Here is a 25,522-nt window from a genome sequence, read left to right as displayed (position 1 = left end):
CAAACCTGCTAAGATTTTAAGAAAAATAAGAAACATCCCAGTACCAAAATCACAAGAATTGCCAGTGTATCCTTTTGACTCCATCTCAATTGTCTATACTGACTTCTACCCTTTCCTCCCTGATAACCACGCGCTTCCATGGCTATTGCCAATGAATCTGCACGCTTTAAGCTCGTCGCAAAAAGAGGAATTAAAATTGGAATCATAGCCTTTACTTTTTGAACGATGCTTCCCTCGCCAAAATCAACTCCACGAGCTTTTTGAGCATTCATAATTCTCGTCGTGTCATCCATCAAAGTTGGAACAAAACGCAAACTCATTGATAACATCAGACCAATTTCATGAACGGGAACTTTCACGCGTTTCAGCGGTGCTAAAAGAGCTTCAACTGCGGCTGCCAGACTCAAAGGCATGGTCGTTAAGGTTAGCAAGGTTGAAAAGAAAATAATTAACACAAAACGACAGAAAATGATTCCCGCTTGTTGCAAAGCATAATCCGTTATTCTTATAAAAGAAAACTCAAATAGGACATTTCCACTTGAAATGAAAAAGAGCTGAAAAAGAGTCGTAAAAGCAATCAAGAAGAACATGGATTTTAATCCCTGAATGAAAAATGAGAGGGAAACGCCTGACAAAGCGATAAATATACCTGTCGCTATAAACAAAATGAGATTGGTGAGAGGATTATTGGCCCAAAATACAATCAAAATCAGCAGAATCATGGCAAGCAATTTACTACGTGGATCCAAACGATGAATGATGGAATCCCCCGGTATATAACGCCCTAAAATCATACTATCCATTTAGCGACTCCTTAAACTCCTCTATCTTGATTGGCAGTTTTTTAAAAGCTACACCCCTATCTGCCAAACGTTTACAAAAGGCTGTTATTTTAGGCACACCTAACTGTACTTTTTCCATAGAGGCTACATCTTGGAAAACTTCGCTCGGTTTACCACTTTTGACTAAACGCCCCTTTTCCATAACATAGACCTGATCAGCATACGTAGCTACGTCATCCATCAAATGCGTTACCAGAACGATTGTCATTCCAGAAAGGTGGAGTTTTTTAAACAAGGTCATCAATTCTTTTCTGCCCAGAGGATCTAGCCCTGCTGTTGGCTCATCCAAAACCAGGACAGTTGGCTCCATGGCTAGCATACCTGCTATAGCCACACGTCTCATCTGGCCACCCGAAAGTTCAAAAGGACTGCGCTCAAAAAGTGACTCATCAATGCCTACCAAGGCTAACTTTTCACGCGCAATTTTCTTGGCCTCTTCCTCAGAAACTCCAAAATTTTGCGGTCCAAATGCAACATCTTTCAAAACAGTCTCTTCGAAAATCTGATTTTCAGCAAATTGAAACACTAGACCAACTTGCTTTCGAATCTGACGAATTTCTTTATTTGTTGATGTAGGGGTAATGACGGTATCGAAAACTCGAACAGAACCCTTACTTGGTACCAATAGGCCATTTAAAAGCTGTAAAATCGTTGATTTCCCACTACCTGTGTGCCCTACTAAAGCTGTATAGGAACCATCCTCAATCGTCAAAGAAACATCAGTCAAGGCTGATGAAGATAGGGGAGTCCCCTCTTGATAAGTAAAGCTCACATTTTCTAGAGTAATTCCCATAGCTTGTCCTCTAGCTCTCCTTCTGTCAAATAGCTATCCGGCAACTGATAGCCAGCCTCTCTCAAAGATCCTCTCAATTGATTAGTAAAAGGCTCATCTAACCCTATCTGGTCAAGGTCATCCCGAGAAAAAAGTTCTCTTGGGCTGCTGGTTGACTCCACTTGGCCTTTTTTCATGACCAAGACACGGTCACTCATCGCAACTTCTTCCAAGTCATGTGTAATGGAGACGACTGTCATCTGGTGGTCTTTTCGGATCTCTTGAACTGTCTGAATCAGTTCTCTGCGGCCCTCGGGATCCAACATACTTGTAGCCTCATCCAGAATTAAAATAGCTGGCCTCAGGGCAACAACTCCTGCAATAGCCACCCGTTGTTTTTGTCCACCAGATAAACGAGCTGGTTCTCTCTTCTTAAAGTCCAGCATCCCTACCAACTCCAAAGATTCAGACACTCTCCTCTTCATTTCTTCACGAGGAAGTCCCTGATTTTCTAAGCCAAAGGCGACATCATCTTCAACAGTTGCCCCCACAAATTGGTTATCTGGATTTTGAAAAACCATACCAATTTGACGGCGTAAGTCCCAAACATTCTCAGAGGACAACAACTGCCCATCTATCCAGATTTCCCCAGACTCTGCTTCAAGCAAGCCATCAAGCAAACGGATAGTTGTCGATTTCCCACTCCCATTATGACCTACAATCGAAAGCCATTCTCCCCGTTTCACGTGAAACGAGACATTATTAACGTCATAATGTTCCTGGTCTTCCTTGTAACGAAAAGACAGATTTTTTACTTCAATAATCGATTTCATTTCGAACCAAATGTCCCTTTGAATACATGAGCGCTACCCTTAAAATAATCATAGCCAGAGTAGATAGTGAAAAACAAAGCGATATAAAGCAACAGTTGACCAATTAAATTCCAATGTAAGAGCAAAAAGATAATGGCAAACATCTGACTAAAGGTCTTGATTTTCCCTGGCATCGCTGCTGCTAGAACTGTCCCTCCAGTCTCAACAAGCAACAAGCGTAAGCCTGTCACCGCAAGTTCACGACAGACGATAATAGCAACAACCCAAGCTGGAGCCATACCTAACTCAATCAACATGATGAAAGCTGACATAACCAACAGCTTATCGGCCATCGGATCAGCAAATTTTCCAAAATTGCTGACTACATTCCATTTACGAGCAAGGTAGCCATCGAGATAATCCGTTATACTAGCAACTGCAAAGATGATCGCTGCTAGCAAATGACTGCCTTGTGAATGGCCCAAAGTCAAAATAAGAATAAAGAGAGGTATAAAGAGAATTCTACCAATAGTTAATACATTAGGAATTTGTTCTTTTTTCATTGATTTTTCCTTAATCTGTAGTAAATGTAAGTGTCACAGTTCCAGTCTGAGTTGTCAGCTTCGAAGTATCAATCGTTTGATTGTCCACAGTCACAGTAACTCCCTTTACCACACCCAAAGTAATAGTTACAGAATCTTTCGTTGAAACTGTTGTTTTTGCATTCTTATTGTCTGCGGATAGTGTCACACCACCTTCCAACTCACTTCCCGAAACACTAACCCAGCTAGTCGTATCTGAAACTGCCAGCTGAACAGTAGCTGTTTCCTTACTCGTTTTATAGAGAGCTTCAATGCGGTTTCCTTCGCCTGACACTGTAATAGTTGATTCCGTAGTAGAAGACGAGCTAGACGTCTGACTACTAGAAGATGAACTAGATGAGGTTGTTGAACTAGTTGAGTTCACAACGCTATAATTAGCTGAAGAAGGACTTGGCTGAGTTTGGATGTAGTTCCAAACATAGTAAGTCACAAAAATTAAAATCGACAAAGCAAATAGAACGAAATAAAACAAAGGAAGATAAGACGTTTTTTTCTTATTTGATCGTCTGCGACCAGACAAGTCTTCTTCATCAACATCAACCTCTTCATAAGTGATCATACTACCTGAATCATAGGCGTCCAAAACAATTCTCTCATCCAACTCTACTGCCCAGGCATATTTTCTTAAAAAAGAACGAGCGTAGAAGGTACTAGGAAGTAAATCGAAATCATCAGCCTCCATGGCCTCTAGAAAATGCAACTGAATTTCAGTTTTTTCCTGTAATTCTTCCAAACTCAATCCCTGGTTAATTCTAGCTAAACGTAGAACCTCGCCAATTGTTTTTTTTCTCATACGTATCATTCCTTCTTTCTAGTATTAGTCATCTTTTAAGCTGGAAAGATGGTAAAATCAACTAAATCACCATCATCAATCAAACGATGTCCAGCTTCTAGAACATCTTCCAAAGTAATTTCCTGTAAAATTTTTGGAAAATCAAAAATTGTTTCTCCGCGATCCATCGGATCGTATTGAGTTGCAATAAATTCCAAGGAGTTCATGCTACTGAAAAACTCCCCAAACATCTCACTCTTAACAAGATCTAAATGTTCCTCTGTAATATCCGTATCACTACTAAACTGACGAATCGCTTTCCGAAATTGATGCGACAGAGAAACAGGCTCTTTGGTATCCATTGTCAATATCACAAAATGAAAGCGACTGTTGACTTCAACCTCAAGTGACAATGACGCATCTAACTTCCCAGACTCATATAACCTTTGAAAACGATCTGAGGTCCAGCCAAACATCATCGTAAATAGTATTTTCAATAAAATATTGTAACGATAAGACTCAGCTTCTGTTATTTGCCCATTACCTCTAATCGCAACAGCAAGTTTGGGTGAAGAAACTTCCATCCGAAGACTATCTGTTTGCTTCACAGGCTGCAAGGGTAGTTTCTCTTTTGTAACTGTAAACTGTTCTAAAGTCTTCTTTTCCTTTTTCGAAAAGTATTCCTCTACAACTTTTACATCAATATTTCCAGCTAAAAACAATGACATGTTGACAGGTTTGTAAAACTCTGTAAAGTTCTCTTTTAAATTTGAAACCTGAATCTCAGAAATTGATTTTTCACTTCCAACAATATCTGTTGCTAAAGGAGTATCAGGATAAAGGTTGGCTAATGTTGCAAAAAATAAACGTGAGTCTGGATCGTCTTGGTACATCTCTCGTTCTTGCTGGATAATAGCCTGTTCCCTCAAAACAGACTCTTCTGTAAAATGAACATCTCCGACTAACTCATTTAGCATATCTAAATTCTCTAATAGATGGTCAATTGTTGAAAAAAGATAGCTGGTCTTAGTAAAGCTTGTAAAGGCATTACTGTCCGCACCTAATCGAGTAAAAGCTGCCATCATATCCTCAGAATTTTCTCTTTCAAACAATTTATGTTCAAGAAAATGTGCAATTCCTGCTGGATGATGACGTAAACCTTTTTCCAAGCTTGTATAAGTTGCATCTACAGAACCAAATTGAACCGTTACAATCCCATAAACCTCATTGAAATCTTGCTTATGGAGTAAAGAAACTGTCAATCCATTTGACAATTGTGTTTTGTAGACTGTTTCCTTTACAGCAGGATAGTATTTTTCTTCAAAAGTAACCTTTGTCATTCTACTCCTTCCATAAAGTAAATCGCTTGTAACTTCAAACTGTTGGCAACTTTACATACAGCTTCTTTATCAACACTCTCTAATTTTGCCACCAATCGATCAATATCAAAGCTTGATTTCCCCAATAGAGCATTCAAATAGGCTCTTTCAACCAGGGTCTGTTGATTATCTTGAGCCATCAACAAAGATCGTCGAATCATCTCCTTGGTTTGTTCAAGTTCAAAATCTGTAAAGTTACCCTTTTTCAGATCTAGCAATTGATGATTCATCATTTTTCTAGCCTGATTTCGATTTTCTCTATCAATACCCGCATACATCCTTAACAGACCACTAAACAAATCCAATTGACTAGAGACTGAATAGGCTATTCCAGCATTTTCACGAACATTTGTAAAGAGTTTCGAATGTGCGAATTCACCCAACAGACCATTCATAACAAGCATGGGCAAATGCTCATCATCACCATATTCTACAGGAGAATGATAGCCTAATTCCAAAATAGATTGCCCAACATTCCTCTGAAACATTCCTTCTCGTAGAACATTCGAATAAGATTGATGGTACTGGATAGTGACGCCGTTCTCTCTAACTGTAAAGGGTAATGACTTCAGTGATTCTGTAATTTCTACTTCGTTGAAATCACCTAAGAAAAAGAAATCAATACAATCATTCTTCAGAGCATTTTGAAAGCACGTGTAGCTACTTTCCGGAGACTCATTTGAAATGCTATTTCGTAAATCACTGTATCTCAATTGAAGACGCTCATCATGGAAGAACAAGCTATCCAACTCCTTATGAGCAAAATAAAATGAATCATCTATATCAGTAGCTAAACTAGCCAATAATTGTTTTTTTTCAATTTTAAATAAGGCTGGCTCAAAAGCACCATCTTGAACTAAGGGGGAAAATAAAGTCTGTTTCACCAATTCCAAAATTTGAGAAGTCAAGACATTCTTTTTACTTAAAAAATCATCTCTCACATAGGTAAATGTTAGATCAAGAATATGTGCCTGTCCCCTACGATAAGCACCTGTAGAAATATCTGTTCCATATAAACTTGCCAAGTATCTGCGAAATGCTTGTGATGTTGGGTAAGCTTGATTTGCCGTCTCCAACATACTTGCACTTAACATGCGTCCTGCTATTGTCTCAAGAGATAAGGGAGCAGTAAAACGAATAGTAATTTTATTTGTTTTAAACTTTTTGGATTGAACAAAATGTGCTGAAATTCCAGGCACCAATTCCATACCTTACCTCCTTACATATAGAGTTCTATTATACCACGAAAATCAAAATTTTTCTTGTTCTCTTTATAGCTTTAAAGAGTAAAACCGTTTTCATTTCAACTGACTTTCCTTCAGCTATTTCGATGAAAATATGGTATAATACCAAAGATTGAGGTGAATTATGGAATACAAATTATTTGAAGAATTTATCACGCTCCAAGCCCTCCTAAAAGAGCTTGGAATTATACAAAGCGGCGGTGCTATCAAAGCCTTTTTAATAGAGCATCAAGTTTACTTTAATGGTGAGTTAGAAAGTAGACGTGGGAAAAAAATCCGTATTGGAGATACAATTGACATTCCTGATTTAAAGGTTGACATCACCTTGACACAACCAAGTTTAAAAGAGCAAGAAGAATATCAAGCAGACAAGATTGAGAAAGAGCGAATTGCTAAACTTGTCAAAGAGATGAATAAAGGTGTCAAGAAAGAAAAACAAAAAACTTCTTCATCACCTAAGACCAAACAAGCTCCACGTTTTCCAGGAAGATAACTATGTGGCTCCAACATTTAACAATTAAAACCTTTCGAAACTATAAAGAGGCAAAAATTGATTTCAATCCAAAATTAAATATCTTTCTAGGTCAAAATGCACAAGGAAAAACCAATATTCTAGAAGCAATCTATTTCTTGGCCTTGACACGTAGTCATCGGACTCGGACAGATAAAAATCTCATTCATTTTGATGACGAGCAACTCCATCTTTCTGGCTTGCTACAGAAAAAAACAGGTTCTATTCCTCTAGAAATTGATTTAACGCCAAAAGGGCGTGTGACTAAAGTCAATCACTTAAAGCAAGCTCGCCTCTCAGACTACATCGGACATATGAATGTGGTCCTCTTTGCACCTGAAGATCTCCAGTTAATTAAAGGGGCCCCCTCTGTTCGTCGAAAATTTATAGACATTGAACTGGGACAAATTAAACCAATCTACTTGTCAGACCTATCAAACTATAACCATATACTCAAACAAAGAAATACCTACCTAAAATCCAGCCAAAAGATTGACGAAACATTTCTGTCAGTCTTAGATGATCAGTTAGTAGAATACGGTTGTCGCGTCATAAAGCATCGGATAAAATTCATTAAAGAGTTAGAGAAATTTGGTCAAAAAAAACACTTAGAAATTTCAAATCAATTAGAAGAGTTGTCAATATTTTATCAATCATCTGTCAACTTCACTGATGAAGAACAGCTAACGAATTCTTTTGAAATCGCTTTAGAAAAAAGTAGATCCAGAGATTTATTTAAAAAGAATACTGGTGTTGGTCCTCATCGAGATGATATTTCTTTTTATATAAATGGGATGGATGCTAGTTTTGGAAGCCAAGGCCAACATCGTAGTCTCGTCCTGTCTATAAAATTAGCAGAAATCGAACTAATGGAAAGTATTACTACAGAATCCCCGATATTATTGCTTGACGATGTTATGAGCGAGCTTGACAACACTAGACAACTAAAATTATTAGAAACGATTTCTCAGTCAATCCAAACCTTTATCACAACAACAAGCTTAGACCATCTTCAAAACCTACCAGAAAATCTAAGTATCTTCACTATTCAGGATGGTAAAGTTGCTGTAAACTAAAATTGACAATATTGTAAAAGAACTCCTGTTTTCACGGGAGTTCTTTTTATCTCTTTTACATAGAATAATTTGGTGCCTCATTAGTAATTTGTACATCATGAGGGTGGCTTTCTTTCAAACCAGCACCAGACATTTCAATAAATTGAGCATTATCGTGTAGTTCTTTAAGGTTAGCTGCACCACAGTAACCCATACCAGAGCGGATACCACCAATCATTTGGAAGACAATATCAGCTACCGCTCCTTTATAAGCAACACGACCTTCAATTCCTTCTGGAACAAGTTTGTTTGCTTCATTGACAGAACCTTGGAAGTAACGATCGCTTGAACCTTTCTTCATTGCTGCGATTGATCCCATACCACGGTAAGTCTTGAATTTACGTCCTTGGAAGATTTCAGTTTCACCTGGTGCTTCGTCTGTTCCAGCAAACATTGATCCAAGCATAACAGCATTTCCACCTGCAGCAAGGGCTTTTACAATATCTCCAGAATACTTGATTCCACCGTCAGCAATGATCGTTTTTCCATATTCACGCGCAACAGCTGCTGCATCATAGATTGCTGTAACTTGTGGTACACCAACCCCTGCAATCACACGAGTGGTACAGATAGAACCTGGTCCAATTCCAACTTTGACAACATCTACACCTGCTTCGTAAAGAGCACGCGCACCTTCTGCAGTGGCAATATTACCCGCAATCAAAGTGCGGTCTGGGAAGTGAGCACGAATTTCAGCAATTTTACGTAGAACACCAGCAGAGTGACCATGGGCAGTATCAATAACAATTGCGTCAGCACCTGCTTCAAAAAGGGCTTCGGCACGTTCAAATGTATCTGAAGTAACACCTACTGCACCTGCAACTAAGAGACGACCAAACTCATCTTTGGCAGCATTTGGAAATTCAATCACTTTTTCAATGTCTTTAATAGTAATCAAGCCAGAAAGACGACCTTCTTCATCAACTAAAGGAAGTTTTTCAATACGGTGTTCTTGAAGAATGCTCTCAGCTGTTGCAAGATCTGTACCAACAGGAGCAGTAACAAGATTTTCACTGGTCATGTGGTTTGAGATTGGCTGATTGTAATCTGAAATAAAGCGAAGATCTCGGTTTGTTAGAATACCAACCAATTTACGATTTTCAAGTGTCTCTACAACTGGAACACCACTGATACGGTAACGTCCCATCAGTTCATCTGCTTCAGCAATAGTGTGTTCTGGAGTCAAGAAGAATGGATCAATAATAACACCATTTTCAGAACGTTTTACCTTGCGAACTTCATCTGCCTGTTGCGCAATAGACATATTTTTATGGATTACTCCAAGACCACCTGCACGAGAAATGGCAATAGCCATTTGACTTTCTGTGACTGTATCCATGGCGGCTGTTATAATTGGGATATTTAAAGTCAGATTATCTGCCAATTTTGTTGTTAAATCTGCATCATTAGGCAACACATGACTTTCTGCTGGAATGAGCAATACATCATCAAAGGTAAAACCTTTTTTCAAAAATTTAGTATCCCAATTAGACATTGAAGTTTCCTCTTTTCTTTCTTTTTGAGCTTGACTCTTTTTGTATTGTATCTATCATACCATTCTATGAAAATTTGTCAATTATATTTATGGTAGAAATCATAAAAAAACTATCCCTGTGATCCTATGGAAGAGATAGTTTTACGATTCATATTTTATCTATAATTTAAAATAATTTAGTCCCATTGCTCCCTTAACTTCAGATAGAGTTTGCCCCGCAACCTCACGCGCTTTCTCACTACCTTTTTGAAGCATATTGTACACTTCTCCCATATCCTTAGCAAATTCGATACGGCGCTCACGAATAGGACCAAGTTCGCGTTCTAATATTTCAAGTAGATAACGTTTCGTCTTTACATCACCAAGACCACCACGTTGATAATGTTCTTTCATATCCGCAATTTCTTGAGCATCTTCTGGACGACCAAACACATCTAGATAATGGAAAACCATATTTCCTTCAATCTTACCTGGATCCTCTACTCGAATATGGTCCGGATCAGTATACATACTCATGACTTTTTTACGCAAAGTATCTGCATCATCAGCTAGATAAATACCATTATTAAGGGATTTAGACATTTTAGCATTTCCATCTAAACCAGGCAAACGCCCTGCTCTCTCATTTTCTGGATAAATACCTTCCGGCTCCACCAAGACCTCACAATTATAAGCATGATTAAAGGAACGAACAATCTCGCGAGTTTGCTCAATCATTGGTTTCTGATCTGTCCCAACAGGAACATAATTAGCCTTGAAGGCAGTAATATCTGCTGCTTGCGCAATCGGATAAACTAAAAATCCTGTCGGAATACTTTCTCCAAACCCTTTCTGAGCGATCTCTGTTTTCACTGTAGGATTGCGCTCTAAACGTGCTAGTGACACCAAATTCATATAGTACATAGACAGTTCAGCTAACTCTGGAATCTGACTTTGAATAAAGATAGTTGATTTACTTGGATCCAATCCAACTGCTAGATAATCCAAGGCAACATTCCCAATTGATTCTACAATCGTTTGAGGATCTTTGGCGTGATCTGTCAATGCTTGTTGGTCCGCCAAAAAAACAAACATCTCATACTTGTCTTCTTCCTGCAGTAATACTCTATTTTTAAGACTCCCAACATAATGTCCAATATGCAGTTTTCCTGTTGGGCGATCTCCTGTTAAAATAATGGGTTTCGTCATTTTTTTCTCCTTCAAAATGGTCTCTTCAATTATAGCATTTTTTTGTTAAAATAACAGAAAATTATTAAAATCAAACAACTAACTCATTGTAAATAGACCTGTAAACTTAATTGACATAAAATTGACAAACAAAAATTTGAATATTTCTCTCTTTTCTAGTAGAATAAATATATTACATATTATAGGAGAAAAACATTGCTTACAGTATCTGATGTTTCACTACGTTTTAGTGATCGCAAACTTTTTGATGATGTCAATATCAAATTTACAGAAGGAAATACATACGGATTGATTGGTGCTAATGGTGCTGGGAAGTCTACATTCTTAAAAATCTTAGCTGGTGATATCGAGCCAACAACTGGTCACATCTCTCTTGGTCCAGATGAACGTCTCTCTGTTCTCCGTCAAAATCATTTTGACTATGAAGATGAACGAGTTATTGATGTCGTCATTATGGGAAATGAAAAACTTTACAACATCATGAAAGAAAAAGATGCCATTTACATGAAGGAAGATTTTTCAGATGAAGATGGTGTTCGTGCAGCCGAACTCGAAGGTGAATTTGCTGAACTTGGAGGTTGGGAAGCAGAAAGTGAAGCGTCTCAACTACTTCAAAACCTAAACATTCCAGAAGAATTGCACTATCAAAACATGAGCGAATTGGCCAATGGTGAAAAAGTGAAGGTTCTCCTTGCCAAAGCACTTTTTGGCAAACCAGATGTTCTTCTCTTGGACGAGCCGACCAACGGGTTGGACATCCAATCTATTACTTGGCTAGAAGACTTCTTGATTGACTTTGATAACACCGTTATCGTAGTATCCCACGACCGTCACTTCTTAAACAAAGTGTGTACTCATATGGCCGACCTTGACTTTGGAAAAATCAAACTCTATGTCGGAAACTACGACTTCTGGAAGGAATCTTCTGAGCTTGCTGCTAAATTGCTAGCAGACCGTAATGCCAAGGCAGAAGAAAAAATTAAGCAATTGCAAGAATTCGTTGCTCGATTCTCTGCTAATGCTTCTAAATCAAGACAAGCAACGTCTCGTAAAAAAATGCTTGACAAGATTGAATTAGAAGAGATTGTGCCATCTAGTCGTAAATATCCATTTATCAACTTTAAAGCAGAACGTGAGATTGGTAATGATCTCTTGACAGTAGAAAATTTAACTGTAAAGATTGATGGCGAAACTATCCTAGACAATATTAGTTTCATCTTGCGTCCAGGTGACAAGACTGCTCTTATTGGACAAAATGACATCCAAACGACTGCATTAATTCGTGCAATTATGGGTGACATCGACTATGAAGGAACTGTCAAGTGGGGAGTTACTACTAGCCGTTCTTACTTGCCAAAAGACAACTCGGCTGATTTTGCAGGAGGAGAGTCAATCCTTGACTGGTTGCGTCAATTTGCAAGTAAAGAAGAAGATGACAATACCTTCCTACGTGGTTTCCTTGGTCGTATGCTCTTCTCTGGTGATGAGGTTAACAAACCTGTAAACGTCTTGTCAGGGGGAGAAAAAGTACGTGTCATGCTTTCAAAACTCATGCTCTTGAAATCAAATGTCCTTGTACTTGATGATCCAACAAATCACTTGGACTTGGAATCTATCTCAAGCTTGAACGATGGATTGAAAAACTTTAAAGAATCAATCATCTTTGCTAGTCATGACCACGAGTTTATCCAAACTTTGGCAAACCATATCATTGTTTTGTCTAAGAATGGCGTCATTGATCGTATTGATGAAACCTACGATGAATTCCTAGAAAATGCAGAAGTACAAGCAAAAGTTAAAGAACTTTGGAAAGATTAAATAAGACTTCAAAACTCAGTTGGGGTAACCAACTGAGTTTTCTATCATTCTACGAGGTAACATGAAATCATTTTTTAAAACATATTGGACCTATTTTGTTTCTTTCATCATTCCTTTAGTAATTATGACTGGAGTATACTTAACTCAAGGTATCTACTGGAATAGCGATGCATCTCCACTATTAGGAGACGGTTTCCATCAATACGTTATTTTTGATGTAGCTTTACGAAATATTCTGCATGGAAATGGCAGTTTGTTTTACACCTTTACAAGTGGCCTCGGACTGAATTTCTATGCTCTATCTAGTTATTACTTGGGTAGCTTTCTTTCACCCATAGTTTACTTTTTTAATCTGTCGAATATGCCAGATGCTGTCTATCTAACCACTCTCTTAAAATTTGGATTGATTGGTCTGTCAACCTTCTTTAGTTTGACTAGATTATTTAAAGATATCCCAAAATTTTTAAAACTTGCATTATCTACTTCCTATGCTTTAATGAGCTTCACTGTCAGTCAGTTAGAGATTAAAACCTGGCTAGATGTTTTTATCTTGATTCCTTTAATTATAACTGGTTTACACCTACTTATAACACAAAAGAAGCGCCTACTATACTTTACAAGTTTGTCAATCTTATTTATTCAAAATTATTATTTTGGGTATATGACAGCATTGTTTCTTATTTTCTGGTATCTCTGCCAAATTTCTTGGGACTTTAAAACTCGAAAATCATCTTTTCTTGATTTTGTTGTTACCTCCTTTTTAGCTGGAATGGCTAGTTTGATTATGACTCTTCCTACACTGTTTGATTTACAAACTCATGGAGAGAAGTTGACTGCCATCACAAAATTAAAGACAGATAGTAGCTGGTATTTGGATATTTTTGCAAAACAATTCATTGGATCTTTTGATACAACTAAATATGGATCTATACCAATGATTTTTGTTGGATTGCTTCCTTTTATTTTGACTATTCTATTTTTCACAATAAAATCCATAAGGTTTCACGTGAAACTTACCTATGCAATTTTCTTTACTTTTTTAATAATAAGTTTTTATATAGAAGCACTTGATTTATTTTGGCAAGGGATGCATACCCCGAATATGTTTTTGCATCGCTATGCTTGGATTTTTTCTACTCTGTTAATTTATACTGCAGCAGAAGTCTTAAACCGTCTGAAAGAACTGAAGCTCTGGAATCTATTTGTCTCACTTTTTCTTGTACTAACAGGATTTTTGGCTACTGTCTATTTTAAATCACACTATTCTTTTTTAACTGATTTGAATATCCTACTCACTCTTGAATTTCTTCTAGTTTATGCTCTTTTACTTCTTGCAGTCATTAGAAAATTTATCTCTGTAAATCTATTTGCAATTCTTTTGTCTTTATTTATAACAGCTGAGATAAGCTTAAATGCATCATCTCAAATGGAAGGAATAGCTAAAGAATGGGCCTTTGCTTCTCGTAGCGCCTATAATAGAGATATCACCGCTATGGAATCCATTCTAAATCAAATTGACAATCCATTTACACGTACTGAAAAACTGCAAATTCAGACTGGAAATGACAGTATGAAATTTAACTACAATGGAATCTCTCAATTTTCGTCTGTACGAAATCGTTCAGCTAGCACTAGTTTGGATAAACTTGGATTCAAATCCTCTGGAACTAACCTCAATCTCCGTTATGCTAATAACAGTCTTTTAGCAGATAGTTTATTTGGAATCCAGTACAATATTTCTGAAACTTCACTTGATAAGTATGGCTTTCAAGAGATTTATCAAAAGGATCATTTAACCTTATATAAAAATCAACTCTCTTTACCCATTGCCTTTGCCACTCAATCTATTTACACAGATGTAAACTTTAATAATCACACTCTGGATAATCAGGCTTTATTTATAAACCAGCTTGCTAATCTCAACTTAGATTACTTCTCCCAAATAGCATATGATAAAACAGATAATTCTGAAGGTTTAACAAGTATCACAGGTTCTGCGAATGAAGATGCAAAGATTGATTATCAAATTGAGGTTCCTCAAAATAGCCAAGTCTATCTCTCTTTTTCAAATCTTCATTTTACAAACGATAAGCAAAAGAAAGTTGACATCATTGTCAATGGAGAAAAAAAGACTTTTACAACTGACAATGCATTTAATTTCTTTAATTTGGGTTATACTGAAGAACAAAAAACTTTCAATATCAGTGTTAGTTTCCCTGGAAATTCTCAGGTGTCCTTTGAATCTCCAACCTTCTATCGTTTAGATACTCAGGCTCTTACTGAGGCAATTCAAAAGATTAAAGAACAACCTGTAGAAGTATCCACCTCTAAAAATAAAGTCTTTGCTACATATGAAGTAAAACAAGATACCTCTATTTTCTTCACTATTCCTTATGACAAAGGTTGGTCTGCATACCAAGATGGGAAAAAACTTGAAATCAAGCAGGCTCAGACTGGTTTTATGAAAGTTGATGTTCCAGAGGGAAAAGGCACTATTACACTTTCCTTTATCCCCAATGGTTTTGTTATTGGAGCAGTCTGCTCAGTAACTGCCCTTCTTCTTTTTGGAATCTATAATCACAGACGAAATTTATCTAAGACAGAAAAAGATTGACCAATTCCTTGGCCAATCTTTTTAATCTTCTTCCATTTTCTTAGGTTGATAAGCTAGCATACCTAAAGCAGTAAATAAAGCTAGAGTTATAATAAGGAAAATCACTTGATGATGAATATTTCCTGTCATAGAGATTGTTTGTCGTAAGCCTGATACTGAGTAACTCATTGGTAACCATGGATTGACACCTTTAAAGAAATCATTTGTCAAAGCAAGGGGATAAGTTCCTGCACTTGATGCTAACTGTAATAAAAGTAAAATAAGAGAGAAGAAAGCTCCTATACGGCTATTCCAAGTTGTTAAAGCTGTCACCATAGACATGAAAGCTAAACTTGTGATTATAATTAGAATCAAGGTCCTCATCTCATGGTTCGAAGTCAATCCAATAAGATGGACACCTCCATAAACTAAAACACCTGCTAAGACAGCTATAATCCCATTTATTTCAGAGCGAGACTTCAACCAAGCCCAACGACTCTCTGGATGACGTCCAGAAGGCAACTTAGCAAAAATCATATTGGTAGATATAGCAGCAACAAAAAGAGCAACTGATATCATATAAGGAGCCATGGCAATCCCATTTACAGGAACTTGGTCATTGTCTGTTTTTGAGAGAACTAGAGGATCAGATAATGTTTCTGCATTTTTAGATTCTGTCGAAGCTGATTTAAGTTGAGTATTTGCATTACCTAATCCTTGTCCTAATGAATCAACTCCTGTCTGTAAATTTTCAAGACTAGAGGTTAAGGTTGTTCCACCATCTGCTAGTTTTCCAGCACCATCTGCAATCTTCATAGCGCCACTTCCTAGTTGAGATGCTGCAGAAAGTAACTGTGTTGATTTATCTGTTAATTGACCAGAGCCAAATTGTAATGTAGTAAGACCTGCTATCAGCTCTGGACTCTTATTGTTCAATTGGGCAGAACCAGTTGACAAGCTTTCTATACCTGTTACTAATTCTGGAGTTTTCCCAGCTAGAGTATCCAAACCAGTTGTCAATTTTGAAGAGTTTTCTGTCAACTTGGTTGAGCCAGAAACCAATTGATCCAAACTTGTTGTTAAACTTGTATTCTTTTCACTTAGTTGATTTACACCTAAAGAAATAGTATCCAATCCTTTAGTATACGCATTAACTCCATTTTCAATTGATTGACTTCCGGGAACTAACTGATTATCTACAGCATTTTGCAACTGTGTAAATCCACTTGACATAGATGTCAAGGAACTAGACGCTATAGGTAAAAGTTGATTTGCTTTAGTCTGTAAAGTAGAAAGATTAGAGACTGGTTGGTTTATACTTCCTAAATTTTCTTTTAAATCTCCTGCCGTCGTTAAAATTGCTTTTGCTGACTCTATCGTAGAATTAGAATTATTTGAAACAGCTTCAGTCAATTCTTTTTTCTGAGTTTCAGTGAGAGATTGATAAGTTGCTGTTGCTTGAAGATTTGTAAGAGCTTTCTCTTGCTCTGCTTGACTATTAGTCACAATAGTTTGAGCAAGAGTCGTTATATTTGTTAAGTCATTAGATATTGTATTTTTAAGATCAGTATTATCTGAAACTGTAACTGATTGGAGAGCCTTATTCAACTCATCTAAACTGCTTGCTAACTGTGTTATATCCTCTTTCTGTTGAGATGAAGTATTTAATTGTGTGGATATTTTTTTGATTCCTTTATTTAATTGAGTAATACCGTCTCTCAATGTATCTGATTGACTTGATAGTTGGTTTGTACCAACAGATAATTTGTCAACTCCGCTTGTATAGGCATTGGCACCAACCGAAAATTTACTGAGACCTGAATTGAGTTGTGAAACTCCACCTGTATAGGTCTTTATACCTGTATTCAGCTGATTTACACCTGTCACCAACTCAGGAGTTCTTGAGGCCAATTGACCAAGTCCAGTGTCAACCTGTGAAACTGCATTTGTATAACTTTGTAAACCACTATTAAAAGTTCCTAAACCAAGATGTAATTGCTCTATGGCAGATACATAGGCAGACAATCCTTTTGTAAATTGATTAGCACCATTTGAAAAAGTTACACTTGAGTTAGCTAGAGTATTGAGATTTGTCGTCAATGTTTGACTTCCTTTTGCTAACTGATTAGTCCCATCAGCCAGTTGTTCACTTCCATCAGCTGCTTTATTTATCCCAGACTTCAAGTCACTCATTTTTTGAAATAGTGCCTTGGTATATGTTTCAGTTACATTCGTAGAGACGGTTTGTTTTAATTGTGTCATTGCAGAATCACTCATCTTACTTGCAATAAAGCTACGACCGCTTGAAGTTTGATAATCAATTTGCATCTGTTCAGGGTGATTTGTTAGGATCGAAGTAGCTTTTTCAGATAAATCACTTGGTAAAGTCACTACCATATAGTATTCGCCATCATCTAACCCCTTTTTCCCCTCTTCTTCATTGACAAAATGAAAATCCAAAGTCTTATTTTCTTTTAAATTAGACACCATGTCTTTTCCTATAGCCATTGTATTTCCATTATAAGAAGCTTCCTTATCATTATTAACAACTGCTACAGGTAACTCCGATACTTGACCATATGGATCCCACATTGACGATAAAAATATGATATTGTATAAAGCTGGAATAAGAGAAATCCCTATCATTACAATAATGAATGTCGGTTTTTTAAAAATTGCTTTCCATTCTTTAAACATATTTCCTCCTTTTTTTAAACATATTGTCTAAATTTTTGATATAATAGATTATACATTAAAAAATCTAAATTACAAGATAAAAAATATTTTTTTAGACATATAGTCTAAATTGTTCAAAAGGAGAAACTATGAAAGAAAGTAACAAACGATTAAAAACAAAGAGAAATATTGAAAATGCCATGGTTCAATTATTGATGGATCACCCCTTCGATCAAATTACTACAATTAAATTAGCAGAAAAAGCTGGAATTAGTCGTTCTAGCTTCTATACCCATTACAAGGATAAGTATGATATGATTGAACACTATCAAAGTAAGTTATTTCATACATTTGAGTATATCTTCCAAAAACATGCTCATCATAAAAAAGATGCCATTTTAGAAGTATTTGACTATTTAGAATCTGAACCATTATTAGCTGCTCTTTTATCTGAAAATGGTACCAAAGAAATCCAAAATTTCTTAAGAAATAAGCTTCATATCATGCTGAGCACAGATCTTCAGAAGCGCTTTATGCAACTACAACTAAATTCAATTGAATTAGAATATAGCAGCATTTATCTGACAAATGCCCTATTTGGAGTTTGTCAAACTTGGATTGCTCGTGGAAAAAAAGAAAGTCCGCAAGAAATGACAGACTTCCTTATGAAAATGCTAGGTGATGCCAACTAAGAACAAAAAAGAACACCATCTGGTGTTCTTTTTATCTAACTCCGCCAGTAGGACTCGAACCTACGACATCATGATTAACAGTCATGCGCTACTACCAACTGAGCTATGGCGGATAAAATAGTCCGTACGGGATTCGAACCCGTGTTACCGCCGTGAAAAGGCGGTGTCTTAACCCCTTGACCAACGGACCATCTATCTGTAGCAGATATAACCATTATATCAATTTCTTACTGATTGTCAATCACTTTTTAGATTTTTTCTCTAGAATATCTTTTAGTTTACGAACTTTCAAACGGGTAATGGGACAACGATGATCTTCATAAAAAACAACTTCTAAATTCTTTCGATCAATTTCTCTCACATTTCCCACATTGACAAGGAAAGATTTATGGGAGCAATAAAATCGTTGAGTATGTTTGTCCTTTTCCTGAATATCTGTCATAGTTCCATAAAACTCTTTAGCAAAATTCTTACCAATAATACGCAATTTATGAGAAACACCTGTTGTTTCGATATACAGAATATCATGGTAAGGAATTTTCAAATCATTTCCCTTATAGTTGTAATCAAAATAGTCTACAACATCTTCGTTTTCAAGCAGCATGCTTTTGGTATAGAAGATACTCTGCTCGATACGTTTTTTGAACAATTCATCATTGATGTCCTTATCTACAAAATCTAAAGCTGATACCTGATACTTATAAGTTAAAGTAGCAAATTCAGATCGACTAGTAATAAAGACAATAATAGCATAAGGATTGTGATGACGGATAAATTGAGCCACTTCAAAGCCTTTTTTCTCGATTCCATGAATATCGATATCTAGGAAATAAAGCTGGTTTACTTCATCATTTTCGATATATTCCTTAAACTCACGAACTTTTCCTGTTGTCTTATATGAGATAGGAATATTCGATTCCTCAGAGATTTCATTCAATATTCTCTCTAGTCTCACTTGATGCTCAATAACATCTTCTAAAATTAATACTTTCATTCAAATTCTCTCTTAAATCTAATAATTTGTCTAAATGTGTTGTCTTCCATTTCTGTTTCTAAAATAATGTTGTCATACTTATCTAAGATCTCTTTGACATTATTTAGTCCTAGACCTCTATTTCTTCCCTTGGTAGAGAAACCTAGGGTAAATAAGTCTTCTGAAGGCTTCATAGTGATTTTACATGAATTCTGGATAACTATAACTGTTTCAAAATCCATTTTAATGACTGCAACTTCCATTTGTTTCAAGTAACTATCTGCGGCACCTTCAACAGCATTATTTAATAGAATGCTCATGATGCGAACAAGATCAAGTAAATCCATTGACAATCTAGTAATGACATCTTTTACTTCCAATGTAAACTCTACATCATTATTTCGTGCATATACAATCGATTGAGCAATTAAACTTCGTAAAGCCGAATCTTCTATGTTGTTTAAATCAAAGTAAGTATATTTGTCTGACCTCAATTTCTGATTTGCTTTTACTAAGACCTCGTTGTAAATCCTGTCAATTTCGTGTAAATCTCCGCTGTCAATCGCTATTTGCATGCTGACAAGCATACCTGCATAGTCATGACGAAAACCTCGAATCTCATTATACAAACCTACAATCTCATCTGTATAAGTTTGCAAATACTTTTGTTCAAATTTCTTCTGCTTTAGGGCAATCTCTTTTTCAATTTGAACCTTATAAGAATTCATTGCAAAGAAAACTAATAGCAGACAGATAAAAACAATGGTTGATAAAATACTTCCAAAACTATTTAAGTGATGAATCGTACTTACTATATCTGAAACAAACAATAAGATATGCAATCCAAAAAAAGCAACTATCACTTTTTTTAAAAAAGGGTAGAGGTAATCTTTGTCAAAATATGTTATTTCCAAGTGGAAATAACGACTTATTTTTATAATAATAAAATAAGTCAACAATAATACTACTAAAAAGAATATACTTTTATATTGTAATACAAGAACATCACCCATTATAGAAGATAATGTTACGGATATAAAAGTATGGGTACTATGATATAATAAGGATAGTAGTAAACTAATAAAAATTCCTTTATATTTTTCATACTTCTTTAACTTTCTTAAATAAAGGTACACAACCAAAGGAAATAAAAATTTAGACAAAGCAAAACTATTAGAATATACTAGAGTAATAATTTCTTCGAGTATCAAAACTGATATGCATGTGTAACACAAAAAAATAATTTGTTCTTTTCTATTTACTTTACAAATCCACTCATAACTTTTGCTAATGATGAGAAAATAAAAAATAGCTATCCCTAATCCAAATAAATCCATTACTCACTACCTTTATTTCATTACTTTTTTCTTGGAAAAATAAGATTACGAATCGATTCTGAAATTCTCCAGTCTCCTCCTCGAATTTCTTGCAATTCTGCCTCTGTTACCTCTTTAAATTGTTCCAATTTTACTGTATTTTTCATAATGAAATCTCCTGTATTATTTTTTTTCTTGTAAATTAACTTACAAACCTATTATACAAAATGAAGACCATATAAGAAAAAATTTTTCCCAACTGTACATTTTTGCACCTGAAACGCACTTTTTTAAGAAAAAAGCTGGGATGAATCCCAGCTTCGCATCTAACATTGATCCCAGCAGGATTCGAACCTGCGACCGTTCGCTTAGAAGGCGAATGCTCTATCCAGCTGAGCTATGAGACCTAACATGACCATTCTATCAAAAAACAAGAGGTAAGTCAATCTTCTATTTGTGGTAAGGAGAACCCTGCTGAATCGTAAAAGCACGGTAAATTTGTTCAACTAAAACCAATCTCATTAACTGATGTGGTAATGTCAGACGTCCAAAACTGACAGAAAGATTGGCCCTATTTTTTACAACAGGAGCTAGACCTAAACTTCCTCCAATGATAAAAGTAAGAGTTGAATAGCCTTTGATAGAAGCCTGCTCTAGTTGCTTACTAAATTCCTCTGAGGAGAGTGTTTTTCCTTCAATGGCTAGTACAACGACAAAGTCTCTTTCTCCAACTTTAGAAAGAATTCTTGCGCCTTCTGTTTCCAAAATTTTTTGATTTTCTAATTCACTGGCTTTGTCAGGTGTCTTCTCATCAGCGAGCTCAATCATTTCTAATTTAGCGAAACGTGAAATTCGTTTGGTATATTCAGCAATGCCATCTTTTAAGTATTTCTCTTTCAGTTTTCCTACTGTTATAACTTTTATTTTCATTCTTCTATTCTATCATATCCACACTTTATTTCACATCTTATACACATGAAAATCATCCAAAAATACTATTAAATTCACAGAATAATGTGAGTTATCCACAACTTGTGTAAAACTTTTAAGCTTAGATTAAGTTAATAGGTTTATAATCTTGACAAACAATAGCAAACGGAGGCGTTTATGAAACACTTACAAAAATTTTACAAAAAAGGAGTTACTTTTCTTGTAATTATTCTAATAGGATTTTTGAGTGGGGCACTAGGAAGTTTTGTAACATTGCAACTTTATCAAAAACAAGGAAATCAAGCTACAAATAATAATTCTGGCACTGTAACTCAAACATCATACAAGAATGAAAACTCAACTACTCAAGCAGTGAATAAAATTAAGGATGCTGTTGTATCAGTCATTACTTACTCTGCTAATAAACAAAGTAGTGTATTTGGAACCGAAGAATCAAATTCTGATACGGATAATCAACAGATTGCAAGTGAAGGATCAGGTGTCATCTATAAAAAGAACGAAAATGATGCTTATATTGTAACAAATACTCACGTTATTAACGGAGCTTCAAAAGTCGATATCCGTTTAGCTGATGGTACAAAAGTCCCTGGTGAAATTATTGGATCGGATACCTTCTCTGATATTGCTGTCGTAAAAATTTCTTCAGAAAAAGTTACAACAGTGGCAGAATTTGGTGATTCAAGCCAACTTAACGTTGGAGAAACAGCGATTGCTATCGGTAGTCCTTTAGGTTCAGAATATGCTAATACAGTTACACAGGGAATCATCTCAAGTCTTAATCGAAATGTTTCTCTAAAATCTGAAGATGGTCAAGCTATTTCAACAAAAGCCATTCAAACAGATACGGCCATTAACCCTGGTAACTCTGGTGGTCCTCTTGTAAATATTCAAGGACAAGTAATTGGTATTACATCAAGTAAGATTGCAAGTAATGGTGGAACATCTGTAGAAGGTCTTGGTTTTGCAATTCCTTCAAACGATGTACAAAATATCATTAAACAGCTTGAAAGTGATGGTAAAGTGACTCGTCCTGCTCTTGGAATCCAAATGGTCAATCTGTCCAACGTTGGAGCTAATGATCTTAGAAAACTAAACATTCCAAGTGGCCTCACCTCAGGTGTAGTTGTTCGATCTGTTCAAAGTAACATGCCTGCAAATGGACATCTTCAAAAATACGATGTCATTACTAAAGTTGATGACAAAGAGATTACTTCATCAACAGACTTACAACATGCTCTTTACAACCATTCTATTGGAGACACTATAAAAATAACCTACTACCGTAATGGTAAGGAGGAAACAACCTCTATAAAACTAGATAAGAATTCTGGTGATTTGGAACGTTAATTGACATCAGTGTAAAGAAAACTTTACAGAAAGTAAAAGATATGTTAGTGTAGAATCATGGAAAAATTTGAAATGATTTCTATCTCTGAAATACAAAAAAATCCTTACCAACCTCGGAAAGAATTTGATGTAGAAAAATTAAAGGAATTGGCTCAGTCAATCAAAGAAAATGGGCTCATCCAACCAATCATCGTTCGTCAATCTCCTGTAATTGGTTATGAAATCCTTGCAGGAGAGAGACGATATCGAGCTTCTCTCTTGGCTGGTCTGACCTCTATCCCAGCCGTTGTAAAGCACCTCTCAGATCAGGAAATGATGGTTCAATCAATCATTGAGAATTTGCAGAGAGAAAATTTAAATCCTGTTGAAGAAGCACGCGCCTATGAATCTTTAGTAGAGAAAGGATTTACTCACACTGAAATAGCGGATAAAATGGGGAAATCTCGTCCTTATATCACTAATTTTATTCGTTTACTTTCCCTACCAGAATATATCTTAACTGAAGTAGAAAATGGAAAAATTTCTCAAGCGCATGCACGTTCCCTAGTTGGTTTGGACAAAGAGCAGCAAGACCATTTCTTTCAACTAATTAAAAATGAAGACATCTCTGTGAGAAAGTTGGAAGCACTACTGACAGAAAAAAAACAAAAAAAGCAAAAAAAAAGTGATTCTTTCATCAAAGATGAAGAAGATAAATTAAAAAAACTACTAGGTTTAAGTGTAGAAATTAAACTTTCTAAAAAAGATACTGGAAAGATTGTCATCTCTTTTTCAAGTCAAGAAGAATACGATAGAATTATTAACAGCCTGAAATAAGGCTGTTCTTTTATTTTCTTAACCCACAAATTTATCCACTAATTTTTTTATCAAAAACCCTACTAAATCAAGGAAAAAGCTATTTATCCCCAACCTGTGGATAAATACTACTAACATTGTGGATTCTTTTCCACAATCTGTGGAAAAATCCTACTATCTATGGTAAAATAAGTCTAGCACTAAACTACTAAAATCATAGTAAAGGAGGAAAAATAGTTGAAAGAAAAGCAATTTTGGAATCGTATTTTAGAATTTGCTCAAGAAAGATTGACTCGATCTATGTATGATTTCTATGCTACACCTGCTGAACTCATCAAAGTAGAAGAAAATACAGCTACTATATTTCTACCGAGATCAGAGATGGAAATGGTGTGGGAAAAGCAATTAAAAGATATTATTGTTGCTGCTGGTTTTGAAATTTATGATTCTGAAATCAAACCTCACTATATTTTCACTAAACCTCAGAGTACAGAATCTCCTCAAGTAAATGATACGAATAGTGTCTCTACTTACAATTACACACCTGCACTACCAACGATTCCTTATTCTGAAACAGGATTAAAAGAAAAATATACCTTTGATAACTTTATTCAAGGTGATGGGAATGTTTGGGCGGTGTCTGCTGCGTTAGCTGTATCAGAAGATTTAGCTCTAACCTACAATCCTCTTTTTATCTATGGAGGACCTGGTCTTGGAAAGACTCACTTGCTCAATGCGATTGGAAATGAGATTTTGAAAAATATTCCTGATGCGCGTGTCAAGTACATTCCTGCCGAAAGCTTTATCAATGACTTTCTTGAGCACTTAAGACTTGGGGAAATGGAAAAGTTCAAAAAAACTTACCGTAGTCTTGATCTCTTGTTGATTGATGATATCCAATCTCTCAGCGGTAAAAAAGTCGCAACCCAGGAAGAATTTTTCAATACCTTCAATGCTCTTCATGATAAGCAGAAACAGATTGTCCTAACCAGTGATCGAAGTCCTAAACACCTAGAAGGCCTTGAGGAAAGACTTGTCACGCGCTTTAGCTGGGGATTGACGCAAAATATCACTCCCCCTGACTTTGAGACACGTATCGCCATTCTTCAAAGTAAAACAGAGCACTTGGATTACCATTTCCAAAGTGATACTCTGGAATACTTGGCTGGCCAATTTGATTCAAATGTTCGAGAATTAGAAGGAGCAATCAACGATATCACTTTAATTGCCAGAGTAAAGAAAATTAAGGATATCACTATTGATATTGCTGCGGAAGCTATCAGAGCACGTAAACAAGATGCCCGCCAGATGCTTGTTATTCCAATTGAAAAAATCCAAACTGAAGTTGGTAATTTTTATGGAGTGAGTGTCAAAGAAATGAAGGGCACGAGACGAGTTCAAAACATCGTTTTGGCGCGTCAAGTTGCTATGTATCTAGCTAGAGAACTGACAGATAATAGTCTTCCAAAAATCGGAAAAGAATTCGGCGGAAAGGATCATACTACCGTGATTCATGCTCATGCTAAAATAAAATCATTGATTGACGAAGACGATAATTTACGTTTAGAAGTAGAATCAATCAAAAAGAAAATTAAGTAGAGTGTGGATAACTCTCACTTTCCTATCTTT

Annotated in this window: 22 protein-coding genes and 3 tRNA genes; 8 read left to right on the top strand and 17 right to left on the bottom strand. The window is 36.0% G+C overall.

Annotation, left to right across the window (positions count from 1 at the left end; genetic code table 11):
* Positions 1-8 precede the first annotated feature (8 nt).
* From EKB01_RS03705 to EKB01_RS03675, 7 genes are read right to left on the bottom strand one after another with little or no spacing between them, the layout of a single operon-like run.
* On the bottom strand, positions 9-803 hold the full coding sequence (locus EKB01_RS03705) for an energy-coupling factor transporter transmembrane protein EcfT (RefSeq protein WP_033584631.1): 795 nt from the start codon (positions 801-803) through the stop codon (positions 9-11).
* On the bottom strand, positions 796-1,635 hold the full coding sequence (locus EKB01_RS03700; protein ID WP_033584628.1) for an energy-coupling factor transporter ATPase: 840 nt from the start codon (positions 1,633-1,635) through the stop codon (positions 796-798). Before EKB01_RS03700 ends, EKB01_RS03705 begins: the two co-directional genes overlap by 8 nt.
* On the bottom strand, positions 1,620-2,447 hold the full coding sequence (locus EKB01_RS03695; protein WP_033584626.1) for an energy-coupling factor ABC transporter ATP-binding protein: 828 nt from the start codon (positions 2,445-2,447) through the stop codon (positions 1,620-1,622). The genes EKB01_RS03700 and EKB01_RS03695 overlap by 16 nt, the downstream gene beginning before the upstream one ends.
* Positions 2,444-2,989 (bottom strand): CDP-diacylglycerol--glycerol-3-phosphate 3-phosphatidyltransferase, encoded by a 546-nt coding sequence (pgsA, locus tag EKB01_RS03690; RefSeq protein ID WP_000712151.1) that lies wholly within the window; start codon positions 2,987-2,989, stop codon positions 2,444-2,446. The genes EKB01_RS03695 and pgsA overlap by 4 nt, the downstream gene beginning before the upstream one ends.
* Before the next feature lie 10 nt (positions 2,990-2,999).
* A complete protein-coding gene (gene rodZ / locus EKB01_RS03685) occupies positions 3,000-3,821 on the bottom strand; it encodes a cytoskeleton protein RodZ (protein WP_033584624.1) in 822 nt (273 codons plus the stop codon).
* 35 nt (positions 3,822-3,856) lie between these two features.
* Positions 3,857-5,140, bottom strand: a complete 1,284-nt coding sequence (locus EKB01_RS03680; protein WP_000170122.1) for a pitrilysin family protein — start codon at positions 5,138-5,140, stop codon at positions 3,857-3,859.
* Entirely contained in the window at positions 5,137-6,387 is a 1,251-nt protein-coding gene (locus tag EKB01_RS03675) for a pitrilysin family protein (RefSeq protein WP_167265717.1), read from the bottom strand. Before EKB01_RS03675 ends, EKB01_RS03680 begins: the two co-directional genes overlap by 4 nt.
* Before the next feature lie 160 nt (positions 6,388-6,547).
* Here EKB01_RS03675 and yaaA point away from each other — a divergent pair, with 160 nt between their 5' ends.
* Together yaaA and recF are read left to right on the top strand one after the other, a co-directional pair.
* Positions 6,548-6,916, top strand: a complete 369-nt coding sequence (yaaA, locus tag EKB01_RS03670; protein ID WP_033584618.1) for a S4 domain-containing protein YaaA — start codon at positions 6,548-6,550, stop codon at positions 6,914-6,916.
* Positions 6,917-6,918: 2 nt separating this feature from the next.
* On the top strand, positions 6,919-8,010 hold the full coding sequence (gene recF, locus EKB01_RS03665; protein ID WP_033584616.1) for a DNA replication/repair protein RecF: 1,092 nt from the start codon (positions 6,919-6,921) through the stop codon (positions 8,008-8,010).
* A gap of 55 nt (positions 8,011-8,065) precedes the next feature.
* On the opposite strand, the gene guaB is transcribed toward recF, so the two are convergent.
* Positions 8,066-9,544, bottom strand: a complete 1,479-nt coding sequence (gene guaB, locus EKB01_RS03660; protein ID WP_033584615.1) for an IMP dehydrogenase — start codon at positions 9,542-9,544, stop codon at positions 8,066-8,068.
* Positions 9,545-9,703: 159 nt separating this feature from the next.
* Entirely contained in the window at positions 9,704-10,732 is a 1,029-nt protein-coding gene (gene trpS / locus EKB01_RS03655) for a tryptophan--tRNA ligase (protein ID WP_033584613.1), read from the bottom strand.
* 195 nt (positions 10,733-10,927) lie between these two features.
* Between trpS and EKB01_RS03650 the strand changes: the two genes are divergently transcribed.
* Positions 10,928-12,550: an ATP-binding cassette domain-containing protein gene (locus EKB01_RS03650; protein ID WP_000958793.1), complete on the top strand. Its 1,623-nt coding sequence runs from the start codon at positions 10,928-10,930 to the stop codon at positions 12,548-12,550.
* A 61-nt stretch (positions 12,551-12,611) separates the two neighbouring features.
* Positions 12,612-15,164 (top strand): YfhO family protein, encoded by a 2,553-nt coding sequence (locus EKB01_RS03645; RefSeq protein ID WP_033584611.1) that lies wholly within the window; start codon positions 12,612-12,614, stop codon positions 15,162-15,164.
* Between the two features lie 21 nt (positions 15,165-15,185).
* Here the strand turns inward: EKB01_RS03645 and EKB01_RS03640 are convergent, their stop codons facing one another.
* Positions 15,186-17,840, bottom strand: a complete 2,655-nt coding sequence (locus tag EKB01_RS03640) for a YhgE/Pip domain-containing protein (protein ID WP_109289535.1) — start codon at positions 17,838-17,840, stop codon at positions 15,186-15,188.
* A gap of 128 nt (positions 17,841-17,968) precedes the next feature.
* On the opposite strand from EKB01_RS03640, the gene EKB01_RS03635 reads away from it, so the two are divergent.
* Positions 17,969-18,511 (top strand): TetR/AcrR family transcriptional regulator, encoded by a 543-nt coding sequence (locus EKB01_RS03635; protein WP_000665084.1) that lies wholly within the window; start codon positions 17,969-17,971, stop codon positions 18,509-18,511.
* Between the two features lie 39 nt (positions 18,512-18,550).
* Here EKB01_RS03635 and EKB01_RS03630 read toward each other — a convergent pair.
* The 7 genes from EKB01_RS03630 to rlmH all read right to left on the bottom strand — a co-directional run bounded on the left by EKB01_RS03630 (position 18,551) and on the right by rlmH (position 21,730).
* A tRNA-Asn gene (locus EKB01_RS03630) sits at positions 18,551-18,624 on the bottom strand.
* Positions 18,625-18,629: 5 nt separating this feature from the next.
* Positions 18,630-18,701: transfer RNA gene (locus EKB01_RS03625), tRNA-Glu, on the bottom strand.
* A 51-nt stretch (positions 18,702-18,752) separates the two neighbouring features.
* A complete protein-coding gene (comE, locus tag EKB01_RS03620; protein WP_000866079.1) occupies positions 18,753-19,505 on the bottom strand; it encodes a competence system response regulator transcription factor ComE in 753 nt (250 codons plus the stop codon).
* Positions 19,502-20,821, bottom strand: coding sequence for a competence system sensor histidine kinase ComD (gene comD / locus EKB01_RS03615; RefSeq protein ID WP_167265715.1), 1,320 nt, complete (start codon positions 20,819-20,821; stop codon positions 19,502-19,504). Before comD ends, comE begins: the two co-directional genes overlap by 4 nt.
* 20 nt (positions 20,822-20,841) lie before the next feature.
* On the bottom strand, positions 20,842-20,967 hold the full coding sequence (gene comC / locus EKB01_RS03610) for a competence-stimulating peptide ComC (RefSeq protein ID WP_033583718.1): 126 nt from the start codon (positions 20,965-20,967) through the stop codon (positions 20,842-20,844).
* A gap of 166 nt (positions 20,968-21,133) precedes the next feature.
* A tRNA-Arg gene (locus EKB01_RS03605) sits at positions 21,134-21,207 on the bottom strand.
* A 43-nt stretch (positions 21,208-21,250) separates the two neighbouring features.
* The gene (gene rlmH, locus EKB01_RS03600) at positions 21,251-21,730 is read right to left on the bottom strand and encodes a 23S rRNA (pseudouridine(1915)-N(3))-methyltransferase RlmH (protein ID WP_167265713.1); all 480 of its coding nucleotides are present in this window, start codon (positions 21,728-21,730) and stop codon (positions 21,251-21,253) included.
* A 177-nt stretch (positions 21,731-21,907) separates the two neighbouring features.
* Here rlmH and EKB01_RS03595 point away from each other — a divergent pair, with 177 nt between their 5' ends.
* The 3 genes from EKB01_RS03595 (at position 21,908) to dnaA (ending at position 25,492) form a co-directional block, all read left to right on the top strand.
* Positions 21,908-23,098 carry a S1C family serine protease gene (locus EKB01_RS03595; protein WP_084851116.1) on the top strand — a complete coding sequence of 397 codons (1,191 nt, stop codon included), beginning with the start codon at positions 21,908-21,910 and terminating at the stop codon, positions 23,096-23,098.
* 57 nt (positions 23,099-23,155) lie between these two features.
* Positions 23,156-23,914: a ParB/RepB/Spo0J family partition protein gene (locus EKB01_RS03590; RefSeq protein WP_109289533.1), complete on the top strand. Its 759-nt coding sequence runs from the start codon at positions 23,156-23,158 to the stop codon at positions 23,912-23,914.
* Positions 23,915-24,130: 216 nt separating this feature from the next.
* Positions 24,131-25,492, top strand: a complete 1,362-nt coding sequence (dnaA, locus tag EKB01_RS03585) for a chromosomal replication initiator protein DnaA (RefSeq protein ID WP_167265711.1) — start codon at positions 24,131-24,133, stop codon at positions 25,490-25,492.
* Positions 25,493-25,522: the final 30 nt, after the last annotated feature.

It is taken from the genome of Streptococcus sp. CCUG 71758, from assembly GCF_011714815.1.
In the GTDB taxonomy this organism is placed as follows: Bacteria; Bacillota; Bacilli; order Lactobacillales; family Streptococcaceae; genus Streptococcus; species Streptococcus halitosis.
The sequence above is the reverse complement of the archived record's forward strand: the minus strand, read 5'-3'. Positions and strand labels throughout refer to the sequence as shown.